Raw genomic sequence first — 22,898 nt, 5'->3', positions numbered from 1 at the left:
AAGAGCGATTAAGCTCATTTGAATCTGACGAGATTAATATCTCAATGTTCGCTCCGCCATTTATTCTGTCATAGACACGAACCAAATGGCTTCGCGGGTCGGTTTTACGATGTAAAACCTACTCACTCGTTGTTCAGTTTTCAAAGATCAAACTTTATAACCTGTCGTTTTGTGACAGCTATAAGATCATAACATGTCAGCCAGTGAATTGCAAGAACTTTTTTTCGAAAGTTTCAATTCCAATCATTCTGCATTTCATTTTCGCCAACTGCTGCTTCAATGTCAGCCGTAATAATATATCACAATAAACTTACCTTAATCAAGCTTTTTTATACATTTTTTTATCAAAAATTATGGAACTCTAATTTCCTCTCGAATTTGACTGGCCTTAAACACCTTCCAGATCGTCAGGCCAGTGCAGCTCCACTCCATGCTCTCGAAGCAGCCCTTGATATCGGTTCAGATGCTCGCAGGATTCCCTTATCTCATACGGGTATTGTTTGCTGCCTATAGCATATGCCGCTAACAGCGCCGCCGACTCCCCTATATTCCACTCTGTAGGATGGAGCCTGTAGCACCCGTTGGCAATTTGCGTCATACCAATATTTTTGCAGGCAGGGAGCAGGTTTTTAATTCTGACTGGTATCAGCGAACCGAGTGGGATTTCATAAGGGTAACTCGGAATATAAAAGGAGCGCTGTGATACGGTCGTCGGATGAAGATCCAGATGATAGCTGCCCACACCGACACTGTCCTTATATCTTTTGATGCCTGCTTCCCCTCGCAGTTCCTTGCTTACATCATGCTCCGTAACGGTGTACAGTGCTTTGATACGGCGCGACTCGCGGATGTAAGGCATTTTGGTCAAGCCATCCTTCGTCCCGAGCGCTCTCCCGCAAAGTCGGACCCCTGGATAGCCTGTTCCACCATCCAAACGTGGAGCCTCGGTTTGCAGCCAATAAATAAGGGATAGGGTAAGGGAGCGTGCGCACTGCAAATGGTATTCCCTTTCTTTTGAAGACACTCCTATAACGGAGCCGAGATAATAATCGTTCTGCGGCCAGTTTAATAAAGTGATCTCTCCATCATAGAGCCGCCTGCACAACAGGGAGGGGTCCAAAATCCTCCGGTAATCCCACAGGGACGTGACACCGCAGTTATTCGGAAACATGGTGAACTTTTTCGTTTTAGTCATATCATTTGAGTCGGAAGCATACCAACTCAAGATTGGAAATGGGGAGAACTCGGGCTTGTAGCTTTCCCAAAAAGAATAGTTATCCGGACGATCGATCACAAAATTGCCGCCCTCAATATACTCCACTGCAGCAACATGGGTAATGGACTGCATATCCAGCGGGTTGGCTTCCGCCAAAGCATGCGGCTCCCCTGTATCCGCAATCGATTCGGCCCCGGACACGAATTCTGCTCCCGCCAGCGGCAGCAAATCCCCGCAATCCGTTGCATCTAGATAGTAAGCCCCTCGGAGGAAGATTTCATCCCCTTTCCGATCACGAACAATAACGGAAGTAACCATATCCCCACAAACTTCTGCTCTATGTATTTTGGTATGATAGAGAATCTTTAACCTGCCCGAATGAATATAAGGCGACATCATATCTTCAAGCACACGCAGGGCAACTCTCGGCTCGTGGCAAAGACGGCTGACCCAGCCGTTGCCCGGATTGAGCACTGGATTTTGACGCGCTTCTTCCGTTAAAGGATAATTTACACGGTAATAATCACGCACCCTGTTTCGGAATTCACGGTAGGATGCCGTACAGCCAAAGCTTTCAATCCAGCGATGCTCATCGGGTGGAACAGCCTGGGATGTGAGCTGTCCGCCGATCCAGTCCGTCTCCTCCGTCATAACCACCTTCATGCCTGCTTTGGCTGCCGCCAGAGCTGCTGCGGTTCCGCCGAGACTGCCTCCGATAATAACAATATCCGCTTCATACAACCGCTGGTCCATGGCCCCTCCTCCATTCTTATTTAAATGATGAATTGTTAAAGGATCGACTACTTACCGCCTAAAACATGGTCTTCTTTGTCAAACGCCAATTTGGCTGCTCCTATGAAGCCTGCTTTGTTGTCCAAAGAGGCTTTGCGGATTTTCATTCCCGGATCACAGCCATCCAGCTCTTCTTCGAGCCATTCCCACCATAGACCAGACGAATCAGCAACGCCTCCTCCAAGGATGACTGCATCCGGATCAAGGGTGCTGTAAATGTTAAAGATTACAACAGCGAGTTCCTGTAAAAATGCCTTGGTCTCCTTCAGTGCCACAAGATCTCCCTGGTGTGCAGCCGCCAGCAAATCAAGCCCCGATGCATATCGTCCTCCAGATGCTTCACGGGCACGCCGATTCAGTGCGGTCCCGGACACGTACTGCTCGACACAACCGCGTTTCCCGCAGTTGCAGGGCAGCCCGCCAGGCACAAGTATGCTGTGCCCCCATTCTCCCCCGCTCCAGCGTCTTCCTCGGCAAAGCTCCCCTTTATTGATGTAGGCACCCCCGACTCCCGTTCCCAGTGTGAGCATAACCAGCTGTTCCCGGAAAGTCCCTGCACCGCACCAAGCTTCCCCTACCAAAGCAGCATTGGCATCGTTATCAACTGCTGCTTTCAGGCCAAACGCCTCCCAAGCCCAATCAAACAGCCGAACCCCCTGCCAGCCCGGCAGATTATCTGTGGCATATACAACCTCACCGGTATCGGAGTTGATCCTGCCCGCCGAAGCAATTCCAAGCCATCGCACCTCCGGCCAGATATTCAACAGTGGACGTATTCCCTCCACCAAGCGGAGCAGCAAAGCATCCCGTCCCTGTGCGGCATCCGTTGCAAAAGAGAACTCCTCAAACAAGGTTCCATCCCGCCCGATTACTGCCCCTTTTACGGATGTGCCGCCAATATCAATACCAATGATCTTATTGGTCATGCCTAATCCACTCCTATGCAACTGACGGTATGGCTTACACACATTTTCAAGCAAACTGCTCCCTAATTCTGTCAAGATTCAAACTGTTTGCTCAGCGGTATGTTTTGCCGACACAGGATGATAGCTAACGCTCAGTCCAACCTCAAAAGTACGGTTCCAGGGCATGTAACAGTCCGTAATTTCCACCCAGCCATCCTCTCCGTTAATCCGTTCCTCAAGCGCCTGATGCAGTTTAGTCCGGATCAGAGCTGCTGCTTGCCCACGCTGCCCATCCAGCATGAATTTACTCAACCCCATCGCCTCAACCACTCCGTTGTTCATTTCCGTGCGAACGAGCGAGCAGTAGCAGACATCCTCTGCATAACGCAGTGCGAGGAAGTTCAAATGCTCTGGGGTGCAGCCATAGTGAAGGAACAGCATGGACTGCGCAATAGCCGTCCCCAGAGTGTTCGAGCTGGTGTTCCATCCGGCATAACCTGCTAGGGAGAACATCATGTTTTTCTGGCGCAGCAGCCGGATCAGCTTCAAGTCGCCCCCATTCGCATACCCGACATCCGCAACAGCCACCGGCTTGCCCTCATGGAAGAGCATGTATCCCCCGAATTCGGCAAGCTCGGCAATATTCCTCAGGACATCATATCCGGCCATAGGCCGCCCCTGCGTAGACGCTTCAGACATGGTGCCCCCCGGCGTGTTCACGAGCAGCACCAGATCCGCTTCTGCAGCAGACGGCACAATCAGCCCGCCCGCAGCCAACACCTGATACTTCAGGGACTCATAAAAATAACGATCCTCATACAAAGGAGTAACAAAAGCCCCCTGCACTGATGACAGCCGCGGATAGATCAGGGGTATCCGGCCTGTATCCTTGTTTACCATTCTGGCAAACAAGGTGCATCCCACTTCATCCGCACCCGGATACATATATACGCTAAGCTCCAGCCCCAGTTCGGAAATCCGCCGCCTGATCTCCTCTTGATCCCTGGCTGTATAGCCATAAGGAGCAGAGTCATCCTGCGGTATAATCAAAAATTCGATGACTCCTTCCGCAACGAGCTCCAGAGCTGCCCGGTTTAGCGCCGCGTTGACTGCCCGACGTCCCAGATAATCGTCCAACACGTCAGAAGGAAGCCGACGATCAATATCCTCCAGCTCGGCCAGTTCATTATTTGTGGCAAGCCCAAGCTCCTTGCGGTGGCTGATGAAGCCTTTGCGGAAAATCTCCCTGCCCCAGTCTTCATAATAATCCGGCTCCTCATCGGCCGATGAATACTGCGGGCAGCGCATAATGAGCTGAAAAGCGTAAATCCTAAGCTCAGGATGATCCGATTTCAAGCCGCGAAACCTGCCCAAACGTTCAAGCAGTTGCTCTCCGTTCATCCCATGAAGACGGGAAGGGACAATGCCTCCATACAGCAGTGTATCCAGAGCCAAAACAGCCCCGTGGGCGCCTGCAGCGGCCTGCTCCAACCAGGCCCATAAACGGTCGGTGTCGCCTGGTGTTTTCTTACGGCCCATTATATCCAGCGAAGGACGCTCGGGCATACAATCCGTCCCCTTAGCCAGCAAAAAAGGAAATTCATAATTGCAGGGCCGCTCATCCAGCGGCATGAATAGAATGCGTTTGCCGTTCTCCACGTATAGTCCACCCGCCTCTCTACGGTTTGACATCCGTTTCCAAAGCTCAACCCTTAACCGCGCCTGCCAAGCCTTCCATATAATACTTCTGGGTAAAAAGAAACACGAGAATAATAGGCAGCACCGAAATCATTGTACCAGCGGCAATCCAGCCGAAATTATACGCAAACTGGCCATTCAGATAAGTCAGTGCGGCCGCGAGCGGGTACAGCACGGGATCATCCAAAATCACGATCGGCCATATAAAGCTGTTCCAGTACCCCATCACCTCCAGCAGCGCAATGACGGCGATAGCCGGTTTTACAAGAGGCAGCACAAGCTGCCACCAGATGCGAAATTCGGAGGCACCATCCATCTTTCCCGAATCCCTTACATCCGCAGGAATGTTCAAAAAAGTTTGCCTCATCAGAAAAATATTAAAGACAGACACAGCGGACGGAAGAACGACCCCCAAATAAGAGTTGCCCAGATGCAGCGCCTGAATGGTCAGATAATGGACAATAATGGCGGTCGAGGCCGGAATAATCATGGTGGCAATCAGGAGGCCGAAAATGACATTCCTGCCCCGGAAACGGAATACCGCCAGCGGATATCCTGTCATACAGGCCAAAATGATATTTAAAGCTACGCCTAGGACAGTAATAATGACCGTGTTGTAGACATACTGCGGAAAATTCATGAACTGCCATACCTGCACGTAGTTATCAAAATCAATAAAGGTCGGAAAAATGGCAGGCGGGGTGGAAAATACGTTGCGCCCCGGCATCAGAGATACACTGAACAGCCATAGAAATGGCCCCGTCATGAACAAGGCGAGCAGGATCAGAAGGGCATACATGAGGATCATGTAAAAGGTTTTTCTGACTTGACGCCTCTTCTTAACAACAGTTCCGGAATAAGGCGGCTCACCGGTACGAAGCTTCGGGTTCGTAGTATCCATCAGTAGGGATTGACACCGCCTTTCCTGTTCAGCCGGAACACAATGACGCTCAGAACTGCGAGAATCACACTGACGATCAGGCCGAGCGCCGACGCATAGCCGAACTCAAACTGCTGCATTCCTTTTTGAAAAATATACAGGCTCGACGTTAACGTGGAGGTGCCGGGCCCTCCGTTGCCATTGGTCAGGATATACACCTCATCAAATACCCGCAAAGCAGACATTAATGAGATCAAGGTGCAGAACAGGATGTAAGGTCTGAGCAGCGGAATCGTGATCGCCAGGATCAGCCGCCATCTGCCCGCTCCATCTACCCGCGCCGCTTCATACAAATCAGCCGGAATGTTCTGCAAGCCCGCCAGATAGAGCATCATATAATAGCCAAGGCCCTTCCACATCGTGATGAACATCAGGACATACAGCGCCGTGGAGCTGTTGGACAGCCAGTAGACCTGCTCGCTGATGATTCCCGCCCTGGTAAGCAAATAATTCACAACCCCGTTGTTGCCGAGCAGCCAGCTCCAGATCAGCGCTACCGCCACCATTGACGTTACTACAGGAATATAGTAAGCCGTTCTGAAAGCTTTGATGCCCGGAATACGGGTATTATTCACAAGCACAGCCATGAGGATGGAGAAAACCTGAATAAACGGAACGATCAGGACATACACAAGCGAGTTCCACAACGAGATCAAGAAATTACGGTCTGCAAAAGCTTTCCTGAAATTATCCAGCCCGACATATTCCGTCCGCGAAATGACCGAATAATTCGTTAGTGACAAAGGAATCCCGTAAATGATCGGCCAAAATACAAATACAGCCAAAAGAATCAGTCCCGGCGCCATAAACGCCCAGGCCGCAAAGGACTCCGTGCGCAGCCATTTATGCATAACGGTTCACCTCCCGCTTGGCGGATATCATGGACTAATACTACTGCTGCAAAATTCCGTTCACTTCCTGCTCAACCTCGTTCAACGTCTTCTGCGCATCCTGACCGTTCAATAGAATATTTTGCAGGCCGCGCGCAATAGCCGAGTTCACGTCCTGCGCATTCGGCACACCCACCATATAGTCCGTGGCTTTAGCAAGACTTTGTGCCGATACAACCTTCGCCTGGGCCTCAAGCGAACCGTCGGTCTCGCTGAAGAACGGGTCCTGTATGGAGGCCTTGGTGGACGGAAGCGTATTGGCTGCCTTGGAGAAGGACGTCTGGTTCTCCGCATTGGTCACAAATGCCGCAAATTCCACCGCCTCTTTCGGATGCTCCGACTTTGCAGGCACAACCAGATTCATCGAATTGGAAAGACGCAGATCCCCCTGACCTGTTGGAAGCGGAACTGCAATTGTATTTTTGTACACATCAGGAGCCGCTGTTTTGATGAAATTGATGAACGTCGGCCCGCCCAGTTGGAACGCGGTCTGTTCCCCGGAGTAATACTGAATCTGTTTGGTAAAATTAGCGTCTTCCTTAATGATTACCCCTTCATCCATCAGCTTCTTCATGTTATTGATCATAGCCACCGCTTCAGGTGTATTAAAGGCGGCTGCCGTTTTATCCTCCATCAAAATGGAAACCCCCTCGATCGGAAACAGCTTCGATACAAGCTGCTGGGCGTAGCCGGCTTTGCCGGTCTTGGCCTTCACCTGGCGCCCCCACTCCGCCAGCTCTTCCCGGGTCGTTGGAGGGTTGGACGGATCCAGTCCGGCTTCCTTGGCGATTTTGGTATTGATGAACAGCACCTCGGTACCCGTGTACCACGGAAGGGCATACGCCTTGCCATCGATGACTGTGGAATTAAATATACCTTCAAAATAAGCGCCTTTCTGCTCATTGCTCAAATATTCACTCAGATCGACAACAGCTCCCTTGGAGCCCATTTGGCTGGCGAACTCCGTGTTGAGATTAACCACATCCGGGCTGCTGCCGCTGGCAATACTGGTCAACAGCTTGTCGGTTATGGCATCATAAGGGTAATCCTTCCATTCGATTTTGACATTCGGATGATCCTTCTCATACTCGGCGATTAAAGTGTTGAAGTAATCGTTAAAAGTCGGTTGGAGCGCAATCGTCCAAAACTCCAGCGTAATGTGTTCATCCCCCGCCTCATCCGTCGACCCGGATTGTCCTCCGCCGCAGCCGGCAGTTATGATGGACAGCAGCAGGATACAGCAAAGTGTCAACAGCAGGCCTCTGTGTTTCTTTAGCACAGTGCAACCCCCTCAGCTTGAATTTTGGATTACAGATCACATAGGTAATAAAATGGGTAAAAAACCTCTTATGCCCAAAATTATAGCATCGTATTTTTACAAAAAGAATCATTTTCTTTGACTTAGTAAAAAAAGTGCCCCCGCAAGAGACACTTGTAATAAGCACAGTACATTCCATAAAACACGCCTCATTTGGCTTTAGTCATCGCCTTTCCCGCCTGGCGGCGGGAGTACCACTGAAAGCCGAATTTGAGGGCACCAGCCACCACAAAATAAATAAACAATACCCGAAAAAGCTGATATCCGGACACAAACAGCAGGTCCGCACCCACTTCATGCGCCATAATCCCCATCTGATCCATGCCTCCGGGAGCCATGCTGAGGAAAGCTGTGGCCGGGCTGACATGATGAACGGCTTCCAGCCATTTGGCCAGTCCCATCGTTCCGAGGATCAGGATAGAGCCTCCGGTTACAGCCATAATTACCGTTTTAGTTTTGTTTTTCAGATTCTCGGGATGCAGCAGAAGCCCTATGTAAGTACCGATCATAAATTGAGACGCGTTCATCAGACCGTCCGGAAGGGCAGGCCCCTTCAAGCCGGCAACCTGAGCGGCGGCCGTTCCGATCAGAGGACCAAGCATAACCGCGGTTGGAAGCCCGATTTTTTTGCTCGCCCAAGCACAGACGACACAAATAGGCACAAATATGAACACACCCGGAAAGAGCCCGGACCAGGCAGCCGAGGACTGAACAGCTTCCACAGCTGCTGCGGCTTCCGCACCTCCATACACGGGGCTGAACAGTAAAAACGGCACGCAAAACGTAATCATGATAAGCCGTGTGACCTGCATAAAAGTAACGATGGTTACATCCACGCCCTTCACCTCGTCCGCCAGCACCACCATTTGCGTTAACCCTCCGGGAATGCTGCCTGTCATCAAGGTCGGAAAATCAACATCCGTCAGCTTGTAGAACAAATAGGCAACCAGTACGCAAAATGAGATCAACGCAACCGTCATCAGCAGCATGGACGGAAGCTGATAGGCTGTTTGCACAAGCGTATTCAATGTCAGAGTCAGTCCGATAGAATACCCGACGATTCCAATCCCCGTATCCCTTACCGCTGAAGACCACCACAAGGGCAGCTTGAACACCTTAGCTCCAATCAGCGCCGCCGTCATCGGCCCAAGCAGCCAGGGGATCGGGGTGTGCAGAATTGTAAAAAGGGAGCCGCCGATCAACGAGACGGCACATGTCAGCAAAAAGCGCCCCCATTGGGTCAGCCGGATTTCCTGCAACCTCAATTTCGCATTCCTTCCGGCATTCCGTCCCGGTTCCGATTCATCTTCATATGAATATTCCTCCTTATTCTGCGGCAGAACGACCTCTGCCCTTTTCCCACCCGGCTCGTAGAGTTATTTTTATTATACATCACATCCGAAGGGAGACGGGGTTTCAGGAGGATTTTTCTTATTGGCACCATCGGCAAGGCAATGGAAAAAGGGCTGCTCATGAATGCAATCTTCCTTTTGTTCCGGCTCAATTATTGAATCAGTGGGCAGGATGGCAAAATAGCGTAGCGAATACATAGGGTTAACTGAATTATGGATGTTATAAAGGAGTGTGAATTTAAGTTGGGGCAGTTGGGGCAGTTCGTGCAAGACTATGGAGCAGTTCGATGGGAAGGCCGCAATATAAAAGTATCGGCTTTGTAATAATTAGAAATCAACGTTCTTGGAACCAATAACGGTGGTGGCATCCGTTAGAATCGTTTTGTGGTTAGAAATGTACCTTGTCAGATTTGTTGCAATGCTGTTGGTTTATAGCCAAATCAGTGAATTAAAGCCTCTCCTGTCCCGCGGGAGGCGGGTTTCGTGTTTCATTTTTCATCACACCTTCGAATAAATCAACAAAAAAAATCCCTTGAACACGCGAAGCGTTCAAGGGATACTACCCTGCCAAGTGCCCGGAATTGTTCTGGAGAAGCGAAGCGTTCGCCTTTGTCCCCGGATTTCTACCACTGTCCGCTTCAATCAGGGAATCCGGGGACAACAGCGATCGGAAGAACAAACCGGGAACACCCAACCAGCGATCGGAAGAACAATCCGGGTACATCCCGGGCACGCCCACTTAATAATAGGGGGCCATAAAGAGGTACACCAGCACCCCGGTGAAGCTGACATACAGCCAGATCGGCATCGTCCAGCGCGCGATTTTACGGTGCTTCTGCACCTGCATGGTCCATCCCCATACTACGGAGAACAGCGCAAGCGGCACGATAACCGCGGCCAGCACACTATGCGTAATCAGGATGAAAAAGTAAATCGGGCGCACAATACCTTGTCCGCCGAACTTCGCGGTTTCCGGCGAAATGTAGTGGAAGGTCAGATAGGTGATCAAAAACAGCAATGTAGAGGCGAATGCCGCCAAAACGAGCGCCTTATGCACCTTCACATTTTTTCTAAGTATGGCAATCAAGGCTCCCAGCAAAAAAATAAAGGTAAAGCTGTTGAATATCGCATTCATTCTCGGCAGCAGGCTCAAATCAAAATGAACCTCGCCCTGATATCCGATCGGCGAGAAGAACAGCAGCAGAATAATAATATTCGCCACGATGGAAACCGTAACAATCAGCCCGGCAAAATTACGGCGGCTGGTTGGGACATACTGCTCGTCCTTGGTCGCTTTGCTCATGTTGGTTTCTCCTTCATCATAATTATATTGGTCAAACCAGTTGTTTTAACCTGTTGTCCTATAATTCAATTATATTGAACACAATGATCCTCTGTGAAGTGACAACACTATGAACAATTTCACATCCCCTCCACTTTCTCTTATTTAGAATAACTTCATCTAATAAGAAAATTGCATAGTGAAGAAAATAATTTTCGTTTTTATGTAAATTCATGGTTTAACCTCTTCGTTTCTCTCTTGCAGCAGAATACGAAAAAAACGTCGGCATTGTTAGCGAGACCGTTTCACAGTCTAATCAAACAGAAGAAGTTTTCCGACATATTATGGAGATGGTCAATCAATCTTCCCTAAAGGTCAACGAATTTACCGGACAAAACAGAACAACAGGATGTGAGACAAATGTCAGCCTTTCAACAAGCAACTTATATTGAGATTACACTAGATCATCAAAAATTCGCGTTGCCTATAGAAGATACCCGCGAAATTCTCCGCATGCAGCCGCTGACAGCCCTGCCCGATGCTTCCTTTGGCACCAGGGGCGTCATTCATTTGCGCGGGGAGATCGTGCCGGTTGTCAGCCTGCGGGATCTGTTCGCGCTTGCGGATCAGGAGCCTGACGACGCTGTTCGAATCGTAATTGTTCCTTCTTCCGAAGGAATGGTCGGTCTCGTTGTGGACGAAGTGGTGGGCGTTGCTTCCTACGGTGAAGTCAAGCCTGTCAAAGCAGGCTGGAACGGTGGAGGTTATTTGAGCAGTCTGGCTCCCTCCAAGGAAGGGCTTGTCGGTATTTTAAACCTTGGTGACATATTAAAGGATGTACATTTATAGAAATCATCGGGAATTTGGGGGCAGCGGCGGTTGGAAGAACGGTTAGTTCCTGGAGTGCCTGCAAGCATGGTCAGCCCCGTTCCATCGGCTGCCGCTTGTTCAGCGTGCCCCCGCCTTGATATTCCGTTTCATCCTGCCTGAGCGGCTGCCCGCTGGCCTCCGCCTCATAAAGCCATACCGCACCGTTATCCCGGGGATGGTAACCGATCAGCTCCTTTAAATATCCGATATCATAGTAATTCTCCTCATTCGCCGAGGTCCCGTATAAGGACAGAAACTTCATATGATCATCCGCCTCAATACAGCATTCCGCGAGATGCACCAGATCATGGCAGGAAATGTAGATACGCGCCGACCTCTGTGAATGCGGGCGGTTGTCGCCTGCGAAATTGCCAATCCGGACATTAAAGGAGGACAGCCCGTATTTATCGGCATATAATCGTCCAAGCAGCTCAATATAACACTTGCTCAGCCCGTAAAAGCTGTCCGGCCGGTAAGGGGCGTCCGGTTCAATCCTTTCACCGCGTTTGTAAAACCCTGTCGCATGATTGGAGCTCGCAAACACAATTCTTCGCACCCCACTCAGCCGGGCAGCTTCATACAAATGGTAAGCTCCCGTTACATTGACAGGCAGCACTTTGCCGAGAAAATCCTCCTTATCCTGCATCCAGGCACAGTGCACAACGGTATCCACCCCGCGGGTCAGCTCCTTCAGGCATGCAGCATCCGTTACATCAAGAGCTGTGATGCCTCTGTCCGCATCAGCCTTCAGATCTACGGCCACAATGTCGTAGTGCTCATTATTCCTCAGGCCGGCAGCCAAACAGCCCCCGACTTTGCCCGCCGCTCCCGTGATCAGAATCTTTCGTTTCATTCAGGCCTATCCTCCCAGGTTTCAATCTAAATATGTATTAAGAAAAACTCTATCGACGTAAATAGTTTCCCCCTTTCTTCCTTCCGTGAAACGCGGGAATGCCAAAAAGGCGCCGCAAAGGGCGCCCTGATTAAGTCATTCGGTTACAACATTTATAAGATCTTGGGGAGGAAGCTCATCACACGTTCATAGGATGGCCGCTCAAACAGCTGTTGCGGACTGGGTTCTTCGACGATAACACCGCCCTTTATAAACAAACTGATGCCCACTTTACGTTCGAACCTCATTTCACTCGCTACAATCGCTGCGAATCACAAAGAACATCTGCTTGAGCTTCAGGTTTTCACGTATTTCAGGGAATATAAGGATCCCCAACAATCATTAAGCCCACTGTGAAAAAGTCAACCCGACCTCCACTTACAAGCGGATATACATCCGCATCAATTCGAGCACCAACTGAAGATGCACCGCTTGTCTCCAATACGGGAGACCATCCATTATTCCGCACGAGCTCTGTTACCAACGATCCATCTTTTATTATACTCTTTTTATTTAATTTATACTGTTTAGAGCCATTTGCCCCATTTGCAGTAGGACCGACTTGAAAATAGTCCAAGTCAGCTGATACATACCAATTACCCCAGTTCTTATTAGTAAATCGATAATCTATCTTATCGATACCTACATAAAGTTCTGTTGGATCAGATGGTTTTCCTTTATACTTGTCCCAGTAAATTGAAATGTATCCTCTAATGTTCCCTTTATTATCACCAGAGTTTTCGTCCCATTTTCTAATAGCCTGTATCTCTATATCTGTTTTGTACTGAGTAATAACCTCTTCAGTAGTCAGACTTCTCAGTTCTTGTAATGGTCTGGTTTCGTTTTTTACAATTTGAACATCTGAAATTCCTTCATCTGTCCCTACTTGACTATTTGCTATTCCTTGAAGAGAATTTTGTACTGCGTAAATTTGCACTGAGGAATCTTCTATTGGCCCTTCTGAACTATCGAAAATCTTAGCTGTCTCAAAACCTTCTGGTATGTATAGCTCTTCTTGTTGTTCTTCCCCATATACCCTACTCTCAATCCCTAAAAAAGATATGAACAAAGCAAAAACAGTAAAAACTTTTAAAAATTTCAATAATTACATCTCCTTTCGATAATATATAATAAGTATATCATAAATACCTTTTTTTGTAATGGTTTTTTTGGGAAAAAAGGTGACTTTTATGAACCTTCGTCAAAGTTAGTACTTGAGTTTCGTGCCAGCGCTCGATTATATTCAATGAGTAGACTTTGTACTTAACCATCCGTCTTAATTGTAAAATGGTGTCACTTCTACCACCTTGATTCGGTTATTCCTTTCTTCTTACTGTAGCGTTGTTCCCGCCGAAATGCTGGTACCAACTATGCACCGTGAATAAACAAGACTTCGGTTACTAGCCCCCTTTGTAACAAACCCTTATGGAGATGAAGTAGCAACAAACACCGTTAAACCGATGGCGTTAATACCAAAACCGTTTCGAGCCAAAATCAGGATAATACATAACTCGACATATGTGAGCGAGACCTTATTTATTCATGTATTCATGTTGTCGTGAACTTCGCTTTCCATGTGAATTGTTACTGAACTATAAATATATAACAGAAATAGTTTCACTTTATTTTCCTATCGCAAAACGCGGGAATTGCAAAAAAGGCACCCCGTGGGCACCTTTATGCTTTTGTTACTGATTGCTTTAAAGCTGCGTTACATCACTTAGAGAACCTTGGAAAGGAAGCTCTTCGTGCGTTCATGGGATGGTTGTTCAAAAATCTGTTTTGGAGAACCTTCCTCGACGACAACTCCGTCTTCCATAAAGAGTACCCTGTCGCCGACTTCACGCGCGAATCCCATTTCATGCGTCACGATGACCATCGTCATCCCCTCTTCGGCCAGCTCCTTCATAACCCCCAGCACTTCGCCCACCATCTCGGGATCGAGCGCCGAAGTCGGTTCGTCGAACAGCATCACCTTCGGTTCCATGGCCAAAGCCCGCGCAATCGCCACACGTTGCGACTGTCCCCCGGACAAAGAAGCTGGATAAGCGTCCGCCTTCTCAGCCAGATCGACCTTGGCGAGCAGCTCCATCCCCTTGGCGCGCGCCTTGTCGGGAGACCATCCTCGTACCCGGATCGGGGCGATCATAATATTGTCGATCACCTTCATATGCGGGAACAGATTAAAGGACTGGAACACCATCCCCATTTCCGCCCGGATTTCCGTAATTTTCGTAGCCTTGTCCATCAATGATTTACCTTCAAAAAGGATATCCCCCTTATTGGGTTCCTCCAGCAAATTCAGACAGCGCAGAAAGGTCGACTTACCGGAACCGGACGGACCGATCACGACCACCACCTCGCTGCGGCCGATATCCGTGTTGATATCCTTCAGAACGACATGAGAGCCGTAGGCTTTTCCCAAGCCCCGGACCTGGATGATCGGCTCCATACTATTTCATTCTCCTTTCCCAATACTGCAGCAGCTTGCTGAGGGAGTACGTCAAAATCAGATAAATAATAGCCGCTGTTAGATAAGGCTCCCATACCAGTATGTATTGCCCTCTCATGTTGTTGCTGTAATACATCAGCTCAGGGGCCGCAATAGAGGCTGAAAGGGAAGAGTCCTTAATAAGCACGATAAATTCATTACCGAAAGCCGGGATCATGCGCTTGATGGCCTGCGGAAGCACGATATGCCACATCGCCTGACGGCGGGTCATGCCAAGCGACAACGCAGCTTCGGTTTGCCCCCTCTCTATGGACTGAATGCCTGCCCGGTAAATTTCCGCCGTATATGCCGCCGAGTTCAGCGTAAGCGCCAAAATAGCAGCAATAACAGGATCAGTCCGACCAATTATCATCGGAACCAGCCCGAAATGGACCAGTAGAATTTGCACAAGCAGCGGAGTGCCCCGGAAAAAGTTGATGTAACCTGCCGCCGGGAAACGAATCCAGGCATGCCGGGACATTCGACCGAACCCAATTGCAAGTCCGAGAATGGAGCCCAGCAGAATCGAGGCCAAGGAAACGCCAATCGTCAGAAGCGTCCCTTTTAACAACAATGGTAAGTAATACGCAACAATATCAAACCTGAAATCCATAACGGTCTTCCTTTCCCTGATCCAAAAATGTTCAGCTTCCGCCTTGATGTGAAGAAAGCATGCGACGGGTTCTCCATGCGCATGCTTTCTTTGCGGTGTTTCCCACCATACGAAGGCGGGTTAATTCACAGGCATTACTGCTTCGCCATCTCAGCTTTCAGATTTGTCAGGTCCGGTTCTTCGCCAAACCATTTTTTATAAATTTCCGCATAAGTTCCGTTATCAATGATTGCTTGAATTGCAGGGTCAAGCTTCGCCTTGAGCTCGCTGTTTTTCGGATAAGCGATACCATAGTACTCGGAATCGAAGTTTTCAGGATCCATAATGCCTACCAGCTTGCTGTTTGGATTGTTTTTAACATATTCACGAACAACGGCGATATCGGCAACTACGGCATCAACGCCACCGCTAGCCATTTCCTGCAGCGCAAGCGCGTTACTTTCAAACTTCTTCAGGTTTGAACTGTTCTGCCCCATGATTTCGGACATCAGGATATCGGCGGTTGTACCATTCTGAACGGCAACAGTCTTACTCTTCAGATCAAGGGCATTTTTGACGTCACTGCCCTCTTTCACCATAATGATGTTGGTCGATTCAAAATAAGGCAGGGAGAAATCATAGGTTTCCTTGCGCTCATCCGTAATGGATACTGAGGAAATTCCAGCCTGATATTCTGTACCTTGCCTTACGCTCTCCAACATGGTATCCCAGCCGGTATTGTTGACTTCATACTCCATTCCCGCTTCCTTCATTACCGCATCAATAAAGTCGATGTCAAAGCCGGTTACTTTGTCCAAATCCATAAATTCCATAGGCGCATAGGAAGCGTCTGTCGCAAATTTCACCGGACCGCTGGCCGCAGGCGCTTCAGTGCCTCCCGATGCTGCCGGAGCAGGATCCTTGGCGGGTGGAGCCCCGCAGGCGGCGAGCAGCACAATGATCAGCGTCAGCATTGCTGACAAGTATACCTTTTTCAATGTTACAACCCCCATTTGTTCTTTTAAATTAATTAAAATTCTATCAAGAAGTTGATTAAAGCTCAATAAATAAATTCAGATATGTCAACATTCTTTACATTTTATTATTCGGCGAAGGCCAGTCATATCAATTGAGTTTCTACGTTACTATACTAAAGAATACAATTAAACACCAGTAGTAAATTAATATTTTTAAGATATTTTGTATAGATATGCACAAATACGATTCTCTCATTGTAAAATTTGCATGACATCATGTTTGAGATTGATAGAGTTCTTAATACAGAATAAGGAAAACAAATGAATGCCAAATGGAAAAAATCCACATCCTAAAATGTACTTCAGATCCTGATCGTTTAAGGTCTATAAAAGGAGATAACGATGGAACTGCAGCCGATTATTCCCTTCGAACCGGTCAGGACCGAGAATATTCCTGCCGGCCCGGAATGGATTGCCCAACTGAAATGGGATGGGGTAAGAATGCTGTCCTACTGCAGCGAAGGGCAGGTACGCCTTGTCAACCGGAGGCTGAATGACAGAACACTGCAATACCCGGAGCTGCTGCAGCCTTCCGAATATTGCTCTGCCTCCTCCTTCATTCTGGATGGGGAGCTGATCGTTTTTGACGGGGGGAAGCCTTCTTTCCATGAGATTATGAAAAGGGACAGTCTGCGCAAGCAGCAGTCCATTAAGCAGGCGATCAGCAGAACACCTGTCGTTTATATGGTGTTTGATGTGTTGATGGCTGATGAGCGCTGGGTAACGGAGCTGCCTCTTTCACAGCGGCAGGCCGTGCTGCAGGATATGATCAAGCACGAGCAGCGGCTGGTGCAGGTCGTGCAGAGCTTTCCGGATGGAAACGCGCTGTTCAGGGCGGTATCGGAGCAGGGGCTAGAAGGTATTGTTCTGAAACGGACGGACAGTACCTACCTCATCAATGGCAAAGACAAACGATGGCAGAAAAGGAAAATCAGCCGCGATTTATACGCCGTGATCGGAGGGGTGACCTTCCGGGACAAGGTGGTCAACTCTCTGCTGCTGGGGCTTTATACGCCGGAAGGGCAGCTGATGTATATCGGCCATGCCGGCACGGGACAGCTTACCGTCAATGATTGGGGCAGCCTTACCAAAAGAGTGAAGCCGCTGGCTATTGGCGCGATTCCATTTAACGCCAAGCCTCCCCTGCTGCGGGACACGACCTGGATCCGGCCGCAGCTGGTGGTCAAAGTGACCTTTCTGGAATGGACACCGGGCGGAACCATGCGTCACCCGAGTATCGAAAGCATTGTGGAGCATATAACACCTGGGAAATGCACAACAGAGCAATTGAAATAGCCGGACCGGATGCCCGGTGCCTGCAGGCAGCTTGCTCCTTCGTTGACAAATTCGTGGCTGTGGGGTATGGTAGAAGCACATTTTTTAACATGCTGTGCGGGTGAAGCACCCCGTAGGATAGGCCATTGCGCCTTTCTTGCGGGGTGCTTTTTTGCGTTTGTCCCGATATGCAGCGCATTTTTGAACAAAGGAGAGGAAAATCATTGGTGAACAGAGGGAGCATGAAAAGCTGGAACAGGATGCTGATAATGCTGCTGATTGCGGTGTTATGGTGGGGGAGCGCTATTCCCGCTCAGGCCGGCAGCTGGGAGGCTGCACTGGACGGGCTCGATGCCGTATACGATGACGTTACGGAGCTCGAGACGCTGATTCAGCTGGAGAGCAAGCAGATCCAGACCCTGCGGCAGAAAAATAATGAACGTCTGAAGGCCCTTAATAAGAATATTCAGGCTATTGATGCGGCGCTGCTGTCCAAGCTGACTGCTGAAGTCAAGCATATCGAGCAGAAGCACGCAACTCTTCTGAGCCAATACTCGTCCCTCACCAAGCAGGCATCTGCGGCAAGAAAGCAGAAGAACACCAAAAAAGCGGCCCTTCTTGATTTGCAGCGCAACAAGCTCAAGCCTTCCTACACCCAGGCCAAGGCGGAGATCAAGGCCAAGAAGGATGCGCTGACAGCGGCCAAGAAGCAGGCAGCGGCCAAGAAGAAAGCAGTCAAGGATGCCCTCAGTCCCGTTACAGCGCTGAAAAAGCAAATTACCACGGAAAACAAAACGATCGCCGCTGCCCGCAAGAGCAAAACGGCGGCCAACAAAAAATACCGCAGTGCCATTAAAGCAGGCGATGCGGTAACAGCTCTGACCCAAATGATGGTGGTGTATGATCAGATGGCCCGCATTCATGCCTCCCTGCAGAAAACATACAGCTGGGAGAATAAGATCACGCAGGGACTACAGGCCGCGGAGGCGAAACTCCCGTAAAAGGCATCGGCTTCAGCTTCGGCAGCCCAACAGAAATTAATTATCGAAGCGGCACTTCACTGACCGTAAATGTCAGTGAAGCATGTCTATAATGCTTACAGACACTTACTATTGCTATGGAGGGATTGGAATGTTTGTAACCATTAAAGATTTTGCCGCAGAATGGCTGGATGAGAGCGCGAATACGGAGCGGGTGCTGTTCCATTTGACCGACACTTCGCTTTCACAAAACATGGGGACGAAATACCGAACCTTGGGACAGGTGGCCTGGCATCTGGTCGAATCGCTGAACTACATCACAGCTATGGGCCTTTCTTTTCCGGGATTGAAGGAAAGCGCAGCAATCCCGGCCTCTGCACGGGGCATCCTGGATGAATATCGCCGGCTAAGCGGGGAAATGCTCCATGCAGTGCAGACACAATGGACGGATGCGGAGCTGCTGAAAGACACCGAAATCGGCGGAGAAGTATGGACTAAAGGGGCCTCTCTTCACTTTGTGATCATGCATCAGGCGCACCACCGGGGGCAAATGACCGTTCTTATGCGGCAGGCTGGCTTACCCATTCCCGGTGTTTACGGCCCAACCTATGAAGCCTGGATTGAGATGGGCCGCGAACCGCTCGCATAACTTCGCAGATTTGTATAATTTGCACATTAAATGAAACGAAAATATATGGAACATCCGGCAGCCCTCCTCTAAAATAACAGTACATATGCTGATTTTAAGTGCGTGTTCAAAAAGTCAGGTTTTCAGCACCGAGAAGGTTGGATGAAGCACGGGACTGAGGAGCGGAGCGTACTTGGGGTACGTGAGCACCGGAAGGCCCGGCTGAATTCAAGATTCGATGTCGAGTCCGCTTCCTGACTTACTTCGTGATCAAAAGCTGACTTTTTGAACTACCTCTTTTAAGGAGGGTTCACGGCGATGGCTAAAGCAGATAACATGCTGTCGATCTTATGGCTGCTCAAATCCGGCAGACAAATGACGGCGCGTGAGCTGGCGGATGAGCTGGAAATCCATGTCCGGACCGTCTACCGCTGTATAGATTCATTGTGTGCCAGCGGCGTGCCCATCATAGCCGATGCTGGCCATAACGGCGGGTACCGTCTGCTGCACGATGCAGTCGCTGCCCCGTTATTTTTCGATATGGATGAACAAAAAGCGCTCATTCATGCCTCCATCTTCGCCAAAGAAGCCGGATACCCGTTTACAGATGCACTGCAAAGGGCAATCGATAAATTAAGAAGATATGCAAACGAAGAGCAGTTGCATCATATTGAACGGCATGCGGACAGGCTGTCAGTTCTCGAACCGCCCGCAGATCCGGGAAAGCAGACTGTGCTGCAAACTCTGGAGCTGGCGGCCGGCAGCGGGGAATCCCTTGATATCCTGTATCTGAGCAGAAAGAATCCGGCGCCACAGCAAAGAATGATCGACCCATACGGCATCGTGTATTGGAAAGGAAGCTGGTACGCTGCGGGCTACTGCCACTTGAGGAAGGAACTGCGCAGCTTTCGCGTGGACCGAATCGTCCAGGCAGAGCCCACCGGCCTCTGCTTCGAGAGACCGGAGCAATTTTCCGCCAAACAATTCCTTATGGGCAATCTGCTTCCGAAATCGCTGGAAGACCCGGAGCTGGAGACGATTGTTATTCAGGCACCGGAACAGGTGCTGGATGAGCTGTCCAAGCATTGGTTGTTCGGGCATACTCAGACTGTTCGACTAGAAGGGCAAGCCGTATTCAAAGCAGATCGGGATTCGATGCTGACTTATATCCCCTATTTTTTACTTCCTTACGGAAGGGCAATCCGGATTGCAGAGCCTCAACTATTAATCGAGAAAATGGCTGAGGTTACTTCTGCCATGGCGGAATACTATCTCAGCATGAAGGGTTGATTGCAATGGGGAAAAATAACCGGCGTCCAAGACTGCTGCGAAGAAAGGAACAAACCGTGTGAACAAAACAGACCGCATGCTGGCCATATTGCTTGAGCTGCAGCGCAGGAGCGTAGTACGAGCCGGAGACTTGGCGGATATGTTCGAAACAAGCATCCGCACGATTTACCGCGATATTCAGGCCCTGAGCGAAGCAGGGGTGCCGATCGCCGGGGCTCCCGGTACGGGATATTCGTTGATGGAGGGATACTTTCTGCCTCCCGTGAGCTTTACTATGGAAGAGGCGGTAACCCTGCTGATCGGAACACACTTTGTCGAACAAAAGTTTGAAGTCCCCTATGTCAGGAGTGCGCAGTCATCCCGGGCCAAGATCGAAGCTGTTCTGCCTGAAGACATCCGTAAGGATGCAGCCCGGGTACAAATGTCCACAAAACTGGTCAATCCAAGCGCTGTGGCGGTTAACGAATTTGAACTAAAATGGATTGAACTGCTCAGACAGGCTGTTCTGGAGCAAAAAAAGGTGAGGTTCCGGTACTCCAAAAAAGTCCCTTATGCTGACGGCACCCGCCAAAGCAGCCGGACGGCCTCGCCTTATGGCCTGGTGCTTGTCAATGGTTCGTGGACATTACTTGCCCATTGCGATTTGAGACAAGAACTGCGGCATTTCCGTTTGTCCCGCATAAGCGAGCTTACTGTTCTGGAGGAATCATTTGTACGCCCGGAGCATTTTAATCTTCAGGAATATCGGCCTCCAGATGATAGAAATGTTCATGTCCGCATTTTTGTCCAGCCCCGTATAGCAGATAGAGTAAGAGAAACAGGCAGTTTTTATTTAGAAAAGTTTCTCGAGCATAAGGAGGGCTACATTGCGCATTTACGTGTCAGGCAGCCCGAGGAAATCCTGCAGTGGGTGCTCGGCTGGGGGGCGGATGCCGTTGTTCTGGAGCCCGAATCGCTCAGGCAACGTGTCCGTGAAGAAGCCAAACGAATGTTGGATCACTACTGACATAATGCTGTCAGCAGCACCTATGTACTGAAAACAGTTCATTAAAGGAGCTTGCCCCGTCTCTGGAGACAGCTTCTCTGCACCACACCATTGCTCATCCCGGCTTTGGCGCATTAAACGCTATGGAATGGTTTATGCTTGTGGAAATGCATTATCGCCATCATTTACTGCAAATGGACCGGCTAAAAAAGCATATTGAGCTGTGCGGCGCCTAAGCCGTAAGGTGAAAATCCCAAAAAGCCCTTGTCGGACAGGACAAGGGCTTTTTCCACGATGCCTCGCTCTTGAAACCCGCTTACTTCCCGTTAAAAGTTTCAGTCAGCACAGGCACGATCTGCGATTTGCGGGAAACCACACCTTCGAGTACCGCTTTGTTGGCGTCCAGCTTCACATTATAGGCAGTCTCCACTGCCTGTGCCTGGCTGCCCAGGGCGATGCCAACAGAGTTGCTGTTAACGATGTCTGTAACCACAAACAGGAACAGGTCCAGGTTTTTATCAGCGATCGTCTTGTTCAATGCGGCTTCCAGTTCAGACTGACGGGACAGCACGTCATTGACGTCAACCGCGTTGACCTGGGCGATCTCCACCTTGCGGCCGTTCATATCAAATTCCTTGGCATCCAGACTGATCAACTGCTCAATCGTATGCTTGCTAAGGTCTGCGCCTGCTTTCAGCATGTCGAATCCGTAGCTTTCCGCATCCACACCGGCAATTTCGGCCAACTCGCGCGCTGCGGCTACGTCCTGCTCCGTGCAGGTTGGTGATTTGAACAGCAGTGAATCCGAAATGATGGCGGACAGCATCAGCCCCGCAATCTCTTTCGGTATCGCAACACCATTTTCCTTGTAAAGCTTGTTCAAAATGGTAGCTGTGCAGCCTACAGGCTCGGCACGGAAATACAGAGGATGAGCTGTCTCAAAATTCGCGATACGGTGGTGATCGATCACCTCGGTAACGCGGACCTTATCGATATCGTTGGCGCTCTGCTGGCGCTCGTTATGGTCGACCAAAATTACTTCCTGCGCTTCTTCAGACACGTTCTCCACAAGGCGGGGAGCGCTTACTTTAAAGTAGTCCAGAGCGTATTGCGTCTCTCCGTTCACTTCTCCCAGCCGTACAGCCTCAACGTCAGCTCCCAGCTGTTTCTTCAAAGCAGCATAGGCAATCGCTGAAGTAATAGTATCCGTGTCCGGATTTTTATGCCCGAAAATGAGTGTTTTTGCCATTCCAATCGACTCCTTATAAGAGTGTAAATTTCAAAGTCAACAATTCCAATGCAGATTATATCATTAATGCTTACAGCTTTGCCATCCGAAAGCGCATTTTCCTCAAAATATTTCTCTCTACTTCCACGCCAGGGCGTTAACCGCAATTCTCTATTTTATCCCAAACCTATTAAAAAAATGATAGTAAACCGTCATTTGATATGGTAACATATGGCT

The 22,898-nt window shown here is 49.4% G+C and carries 20 protein-coding genes and 1 pseudogene; 7 read left to right on the top strand and 14 right to left on the bottom strand.

Annotated features, from left to right (window positions below; genetic code table 11):
• Nucleotides 1–388 precede the first annotated feature (388 nt).
• The 8 genes from ACI1P2_RS08900 to ACI1P2_RS08865 all read right to left on the bottom strand — a co-directional run bounded on the left by ACI1P2_RS08900 (nucleotide 389) and on the right by ACI1P2_RS08865 (nucleotide 10,414).
• Complete coding sequence (locus ACI1P2_RS08900) at nucleotides 389–1,969, bottom strand: FAD-dependent oxidoreductase (protein WP_355318841.1); 1,581 nt, start codon at nucleotides 1,967–1,969, stop codon at nucleotides 389–391.
• Nucleotides 1,970–2,016: 47 nt separating this feature from the next.
• Nucleotides 2,017–2,934: an ROK family protein gene (locus ACI1P2_RS08895; protein ID WP_355318839.1), complete on the bottom strand. Its 918-nt coding sequence runs from the start codon at nucleotides 2,932–2,934 to the stop codon at nucleotides 2,017–2,019.
• 78 nt (nucleotides 2,935–3,012) lie between these two features.
• Complete coding sequence (locus ACI1P2_RS08890) at nucleotides 3,013–4,605, bottom strand: DUF4127 family protein (RefSeq protein ID WP_355318837.1); 1,593 nt, start codon at nucleotides 4,603–4,605, stop codon at nucleotides 3,013–3,015.
• 13 nt (nucleotides 4,606–4,618) lie between these two features.
• Complete coding sequence (locus ACI1P2_RS08885; protein ID WP_408976180.1) at nucleotides 4,619–5,419, bottom strand: carbohydrate ABC transporter permease; 801 nt, start codon at nucleotides 5,417–5,419, stop codon at nucleotides 4,619–4,621.
• A 92-nt stretch (nucleotides 5,420–5,511) separates the two neighbouring features.
• Nucleotides 5,512–6,402, bottom strand: a complete 891-nt coding sequence (locus ACI1P2_RS08880; RefSeq protein ID WP_355318833.1) for a carbohydrate ABC transporter permease — start codon at nucleotides 6,400–6,402, stop codon at nucleotides 5,512–5,514.
• A gap of 40 nt (nucleotides 6,403–6,442) precedes the next feature.
• Entirely contained in the window at nucleotides 6,443–7,720 is a 1,278-nt protein-coding gene (locus ACI1P2_RS08875) for an ABC transporter substrate-binding protein (protein WP_355318831.1), read from the bottom strand.
• A gap of 188 nt (nucleotides 7,721–7,908) precedes the next feature.
• Entirely contained in the window at nucleotides 7,909–9,024 is a 1,116-nt protein-coding gene (locus ACI1P2_RS08870) for an AbrB family transcriptional regulator (protein ID WP_355318830.1), read from the bottom strand.
• A gap of 826 nt (nucleotides 9,025–9,850) precedes the next feature.
• On the bottom strand, nucleotides 9,851–10,414 hold the full coding sequence (locus tag ACI1P2_RS08865) for a DUF420 domain-containing protein (protein ID WP_355318828.1): 564 nt from the start codon (nucleotides 10,412–10,414) through the stop codon (nucleotides 9,851–9,853).
• Between the two features lie 399 nt (nucleotides 10,415–10,813).
• Between ACI1P2_RS08865 and ACI1P2_RS08860 the strand changes: the two genes are divergently transcribed.
• Complete coding sequence (locus ACI1P2_RS08860) at nucleotides 10,814–11,242, top strand: chemotaxis protein CheW (RefSeq protein WP_355318826.1); 429 nt, start codon at nucleotides 10,814–10,816, stop codon at nucleotides 11,240–11,242.
• 70 nt (nucleotides 11,243–11,312) lie between these two features.
• Here ACI1P2_RS08860 and ACI1P2_RS08855 read toward each other — a convergent pair whose 3' ends face one another.
• The 5 genes from ACI1P2_RS08855 to ACI1P2_RS08835 form a co-directional block, all read right to left on the bottom strand.
• Entirely contained in the window at nucleotides 11,313–12,116 is an 804-nt protein-coding gene (locus ACI1P2_RS08855) for an NAD-dependent epimerase/dehydratase family protein (RefSeq protein ID WP_355318824.1), read from the bottom strand.
• A gap of 352 nt (nucleotides 12,117–12,468) precedes the next feature.
• The gene (locus ACI1P2_RS08850; RefSeq protein WP_355318822.1) at nucleotides 12,469–13,257 is read right to left on the bottom strand and encodes a hypothetical protein; all 789 of its coding nucleotides are present in this window, start codon (nucleotides 13,255–13,257) and stop codon (nucleotides 12,469–12,471) included.
• A gap of 618 nt (nucleotides 13,258–13,875) precedes the next feature.
• Nucleotides 13,876–14,598, bottom strand: a complete 723-nt coding sequence (locus ACI1P2_RS08845; protein ID WP_355318861.1) for an amino acid ABC transporter ATP-binding protein — start codon at nucleotides 14,596–14,598, stop codon at nucleotides 13,876–13,878.
• Between the two features lie 10 nt (nucleotides 14,599–14,608).
• Nucleotides 14,609–15,259 (bottom strand): amino acid ABC transporter permease, encoded by a 651-nt coding sequence (locus tag ACI1P2_RS08840; protein WP_355318820.1) that lies wholly within the window; start codon nucleotides 15,257–15,259, stop codon nucleotides 14,609–14,611.
• A gap of 134 nt (nucleotides 15,260–15,393) precedes the next feature.
• Nucleotides 15,394–16,251 (bottom strand): basic amino acid ABC transporter substrate-binding protein, encoded by an 858-nt coding sequence (locus ACI1P2_RS08835; protein ID WP_408976177.1) that lies wholly within the window; start codon nucleotides 16,249–16,251, stop codon nucleotides 15,394–15,396.
• 366 nt (nucleotides 16,252–16,617) lie between these two features.
• Between ACI1P2_RS08835 and ACI1P2_RS08830 the strand changes: the two genes are divergently transcribed.
• The 6 genes and pseudogenes from ACI1P2_RS08830 to ACI1P2_RS08805 all read left to right on the top strand — a co-directional run.
• Complete coding sequence (locus ACI1P2_RS08830; RefSeq protein WP_355318816.1) at nucleotides 16,618–17,571, top strand: ATP-dependent DNA ligase; 954 nt, start codon at nucleotides 16,618–16,620, stop codon at nucleotides 17,569–17,571.
• 239 nt (nucleotides 17,572–17,810) lie between these two features.
• Nucleotides 17,811–18,551: a hypothetical protein gene (locus ACI1P2_RS08825; RefSeq protein WP_355318814.1), complete on the top strand. Its 741-nt coding sequence runs from the start codon at nucleotides 17,811–17,813 to the stop codon at nucleotides 18,549–18,551.
• Nucleotides 18,552–18,681: 130 nt separating this feature from the next.
• The gene (locus tag ACI1P2_RS08820) at nucleotides 18,682–19,179 is read left to right on the top strand and encodes a DinB family protein (RefSeq protein WP_355318812.1); all 498 of its coding nucleotides are present in this window, start codon (nucleotides 18,682–18,684) and stop codon (nucleotides 19,177–19,179) included.
• A gap of 297 nt (nucleotides 19,180–19,476) precedes the next feature.
• Nucleotides 19,477–20,448, top strand: coding sequence for a helix-turn-helix transcriptional regulator (locus ACI1P2_RS08815; protein WP_355318810.1), 972 nt, complete (start codon nucleotides 19,477–19,479; stop codon nucleotides 20,446–20,448).
• Nucleotides 20,449–20,506: 58 nt separating this feature from the next.
• Nucleotides 20,507–21,454: a helix-turn-helix transcriptional regulator gene (locus ACI1P2_RS08810; protein ID WP_355318808.1), complete on the top strand. Its 948-nt coding sequence runs from the start codon at nucleotides 20,507–20,509 to the stop codon at nucleotides 21,452–21,454.
• Nucleotides 21,455–21,540: 86 nt separating this feature from the next.
• Nucleotides 21,541–21,669 (top strand): annotated as a pseudogene (locus ACI1P2_RS08805) (DinB family protein); the annotation flags it as partial.
• 80 nt (nucleotides 21,670–21,749) lie between these two features.
• Here the strand turns inward: ACI1P2_RS08805 and ACI1P2_RS08800 are convergent.
• Nucleotides 21,750–22,682 carry a manganese-dependent inorganic pyrophosphatase gene (locus ACI1P2_RS08800; RefSeq protein WP_355318807.1) on the bottom strand — a complete coding sequence of 311 codons (933 nt, stop codon included), beginning with the start codon at nucleotides 22,680–22,682 and terminating at the stop codon, nucleotides 21,750–21,752.
• Nucleotides 22,683–22,898: the final 216 nt, after the last annotated feature.

This window comes from Paenibacillus jiangxiensis (assembly GCF_046098255.1).
In the GTDB taxonomy this organism is placed as follows: domain Bacteria; phylum Bacillota; class Bacilli; order Paenibacillales; family Paenibacillaceae; genus Paenibacillus; species Paenibacillus jiagnxiensis.
The sequence above is the reverse complement of the archived record's forward strand: the minus strand, read 5'-3'. Positions and strand labels throughout refer to the sequence as shown.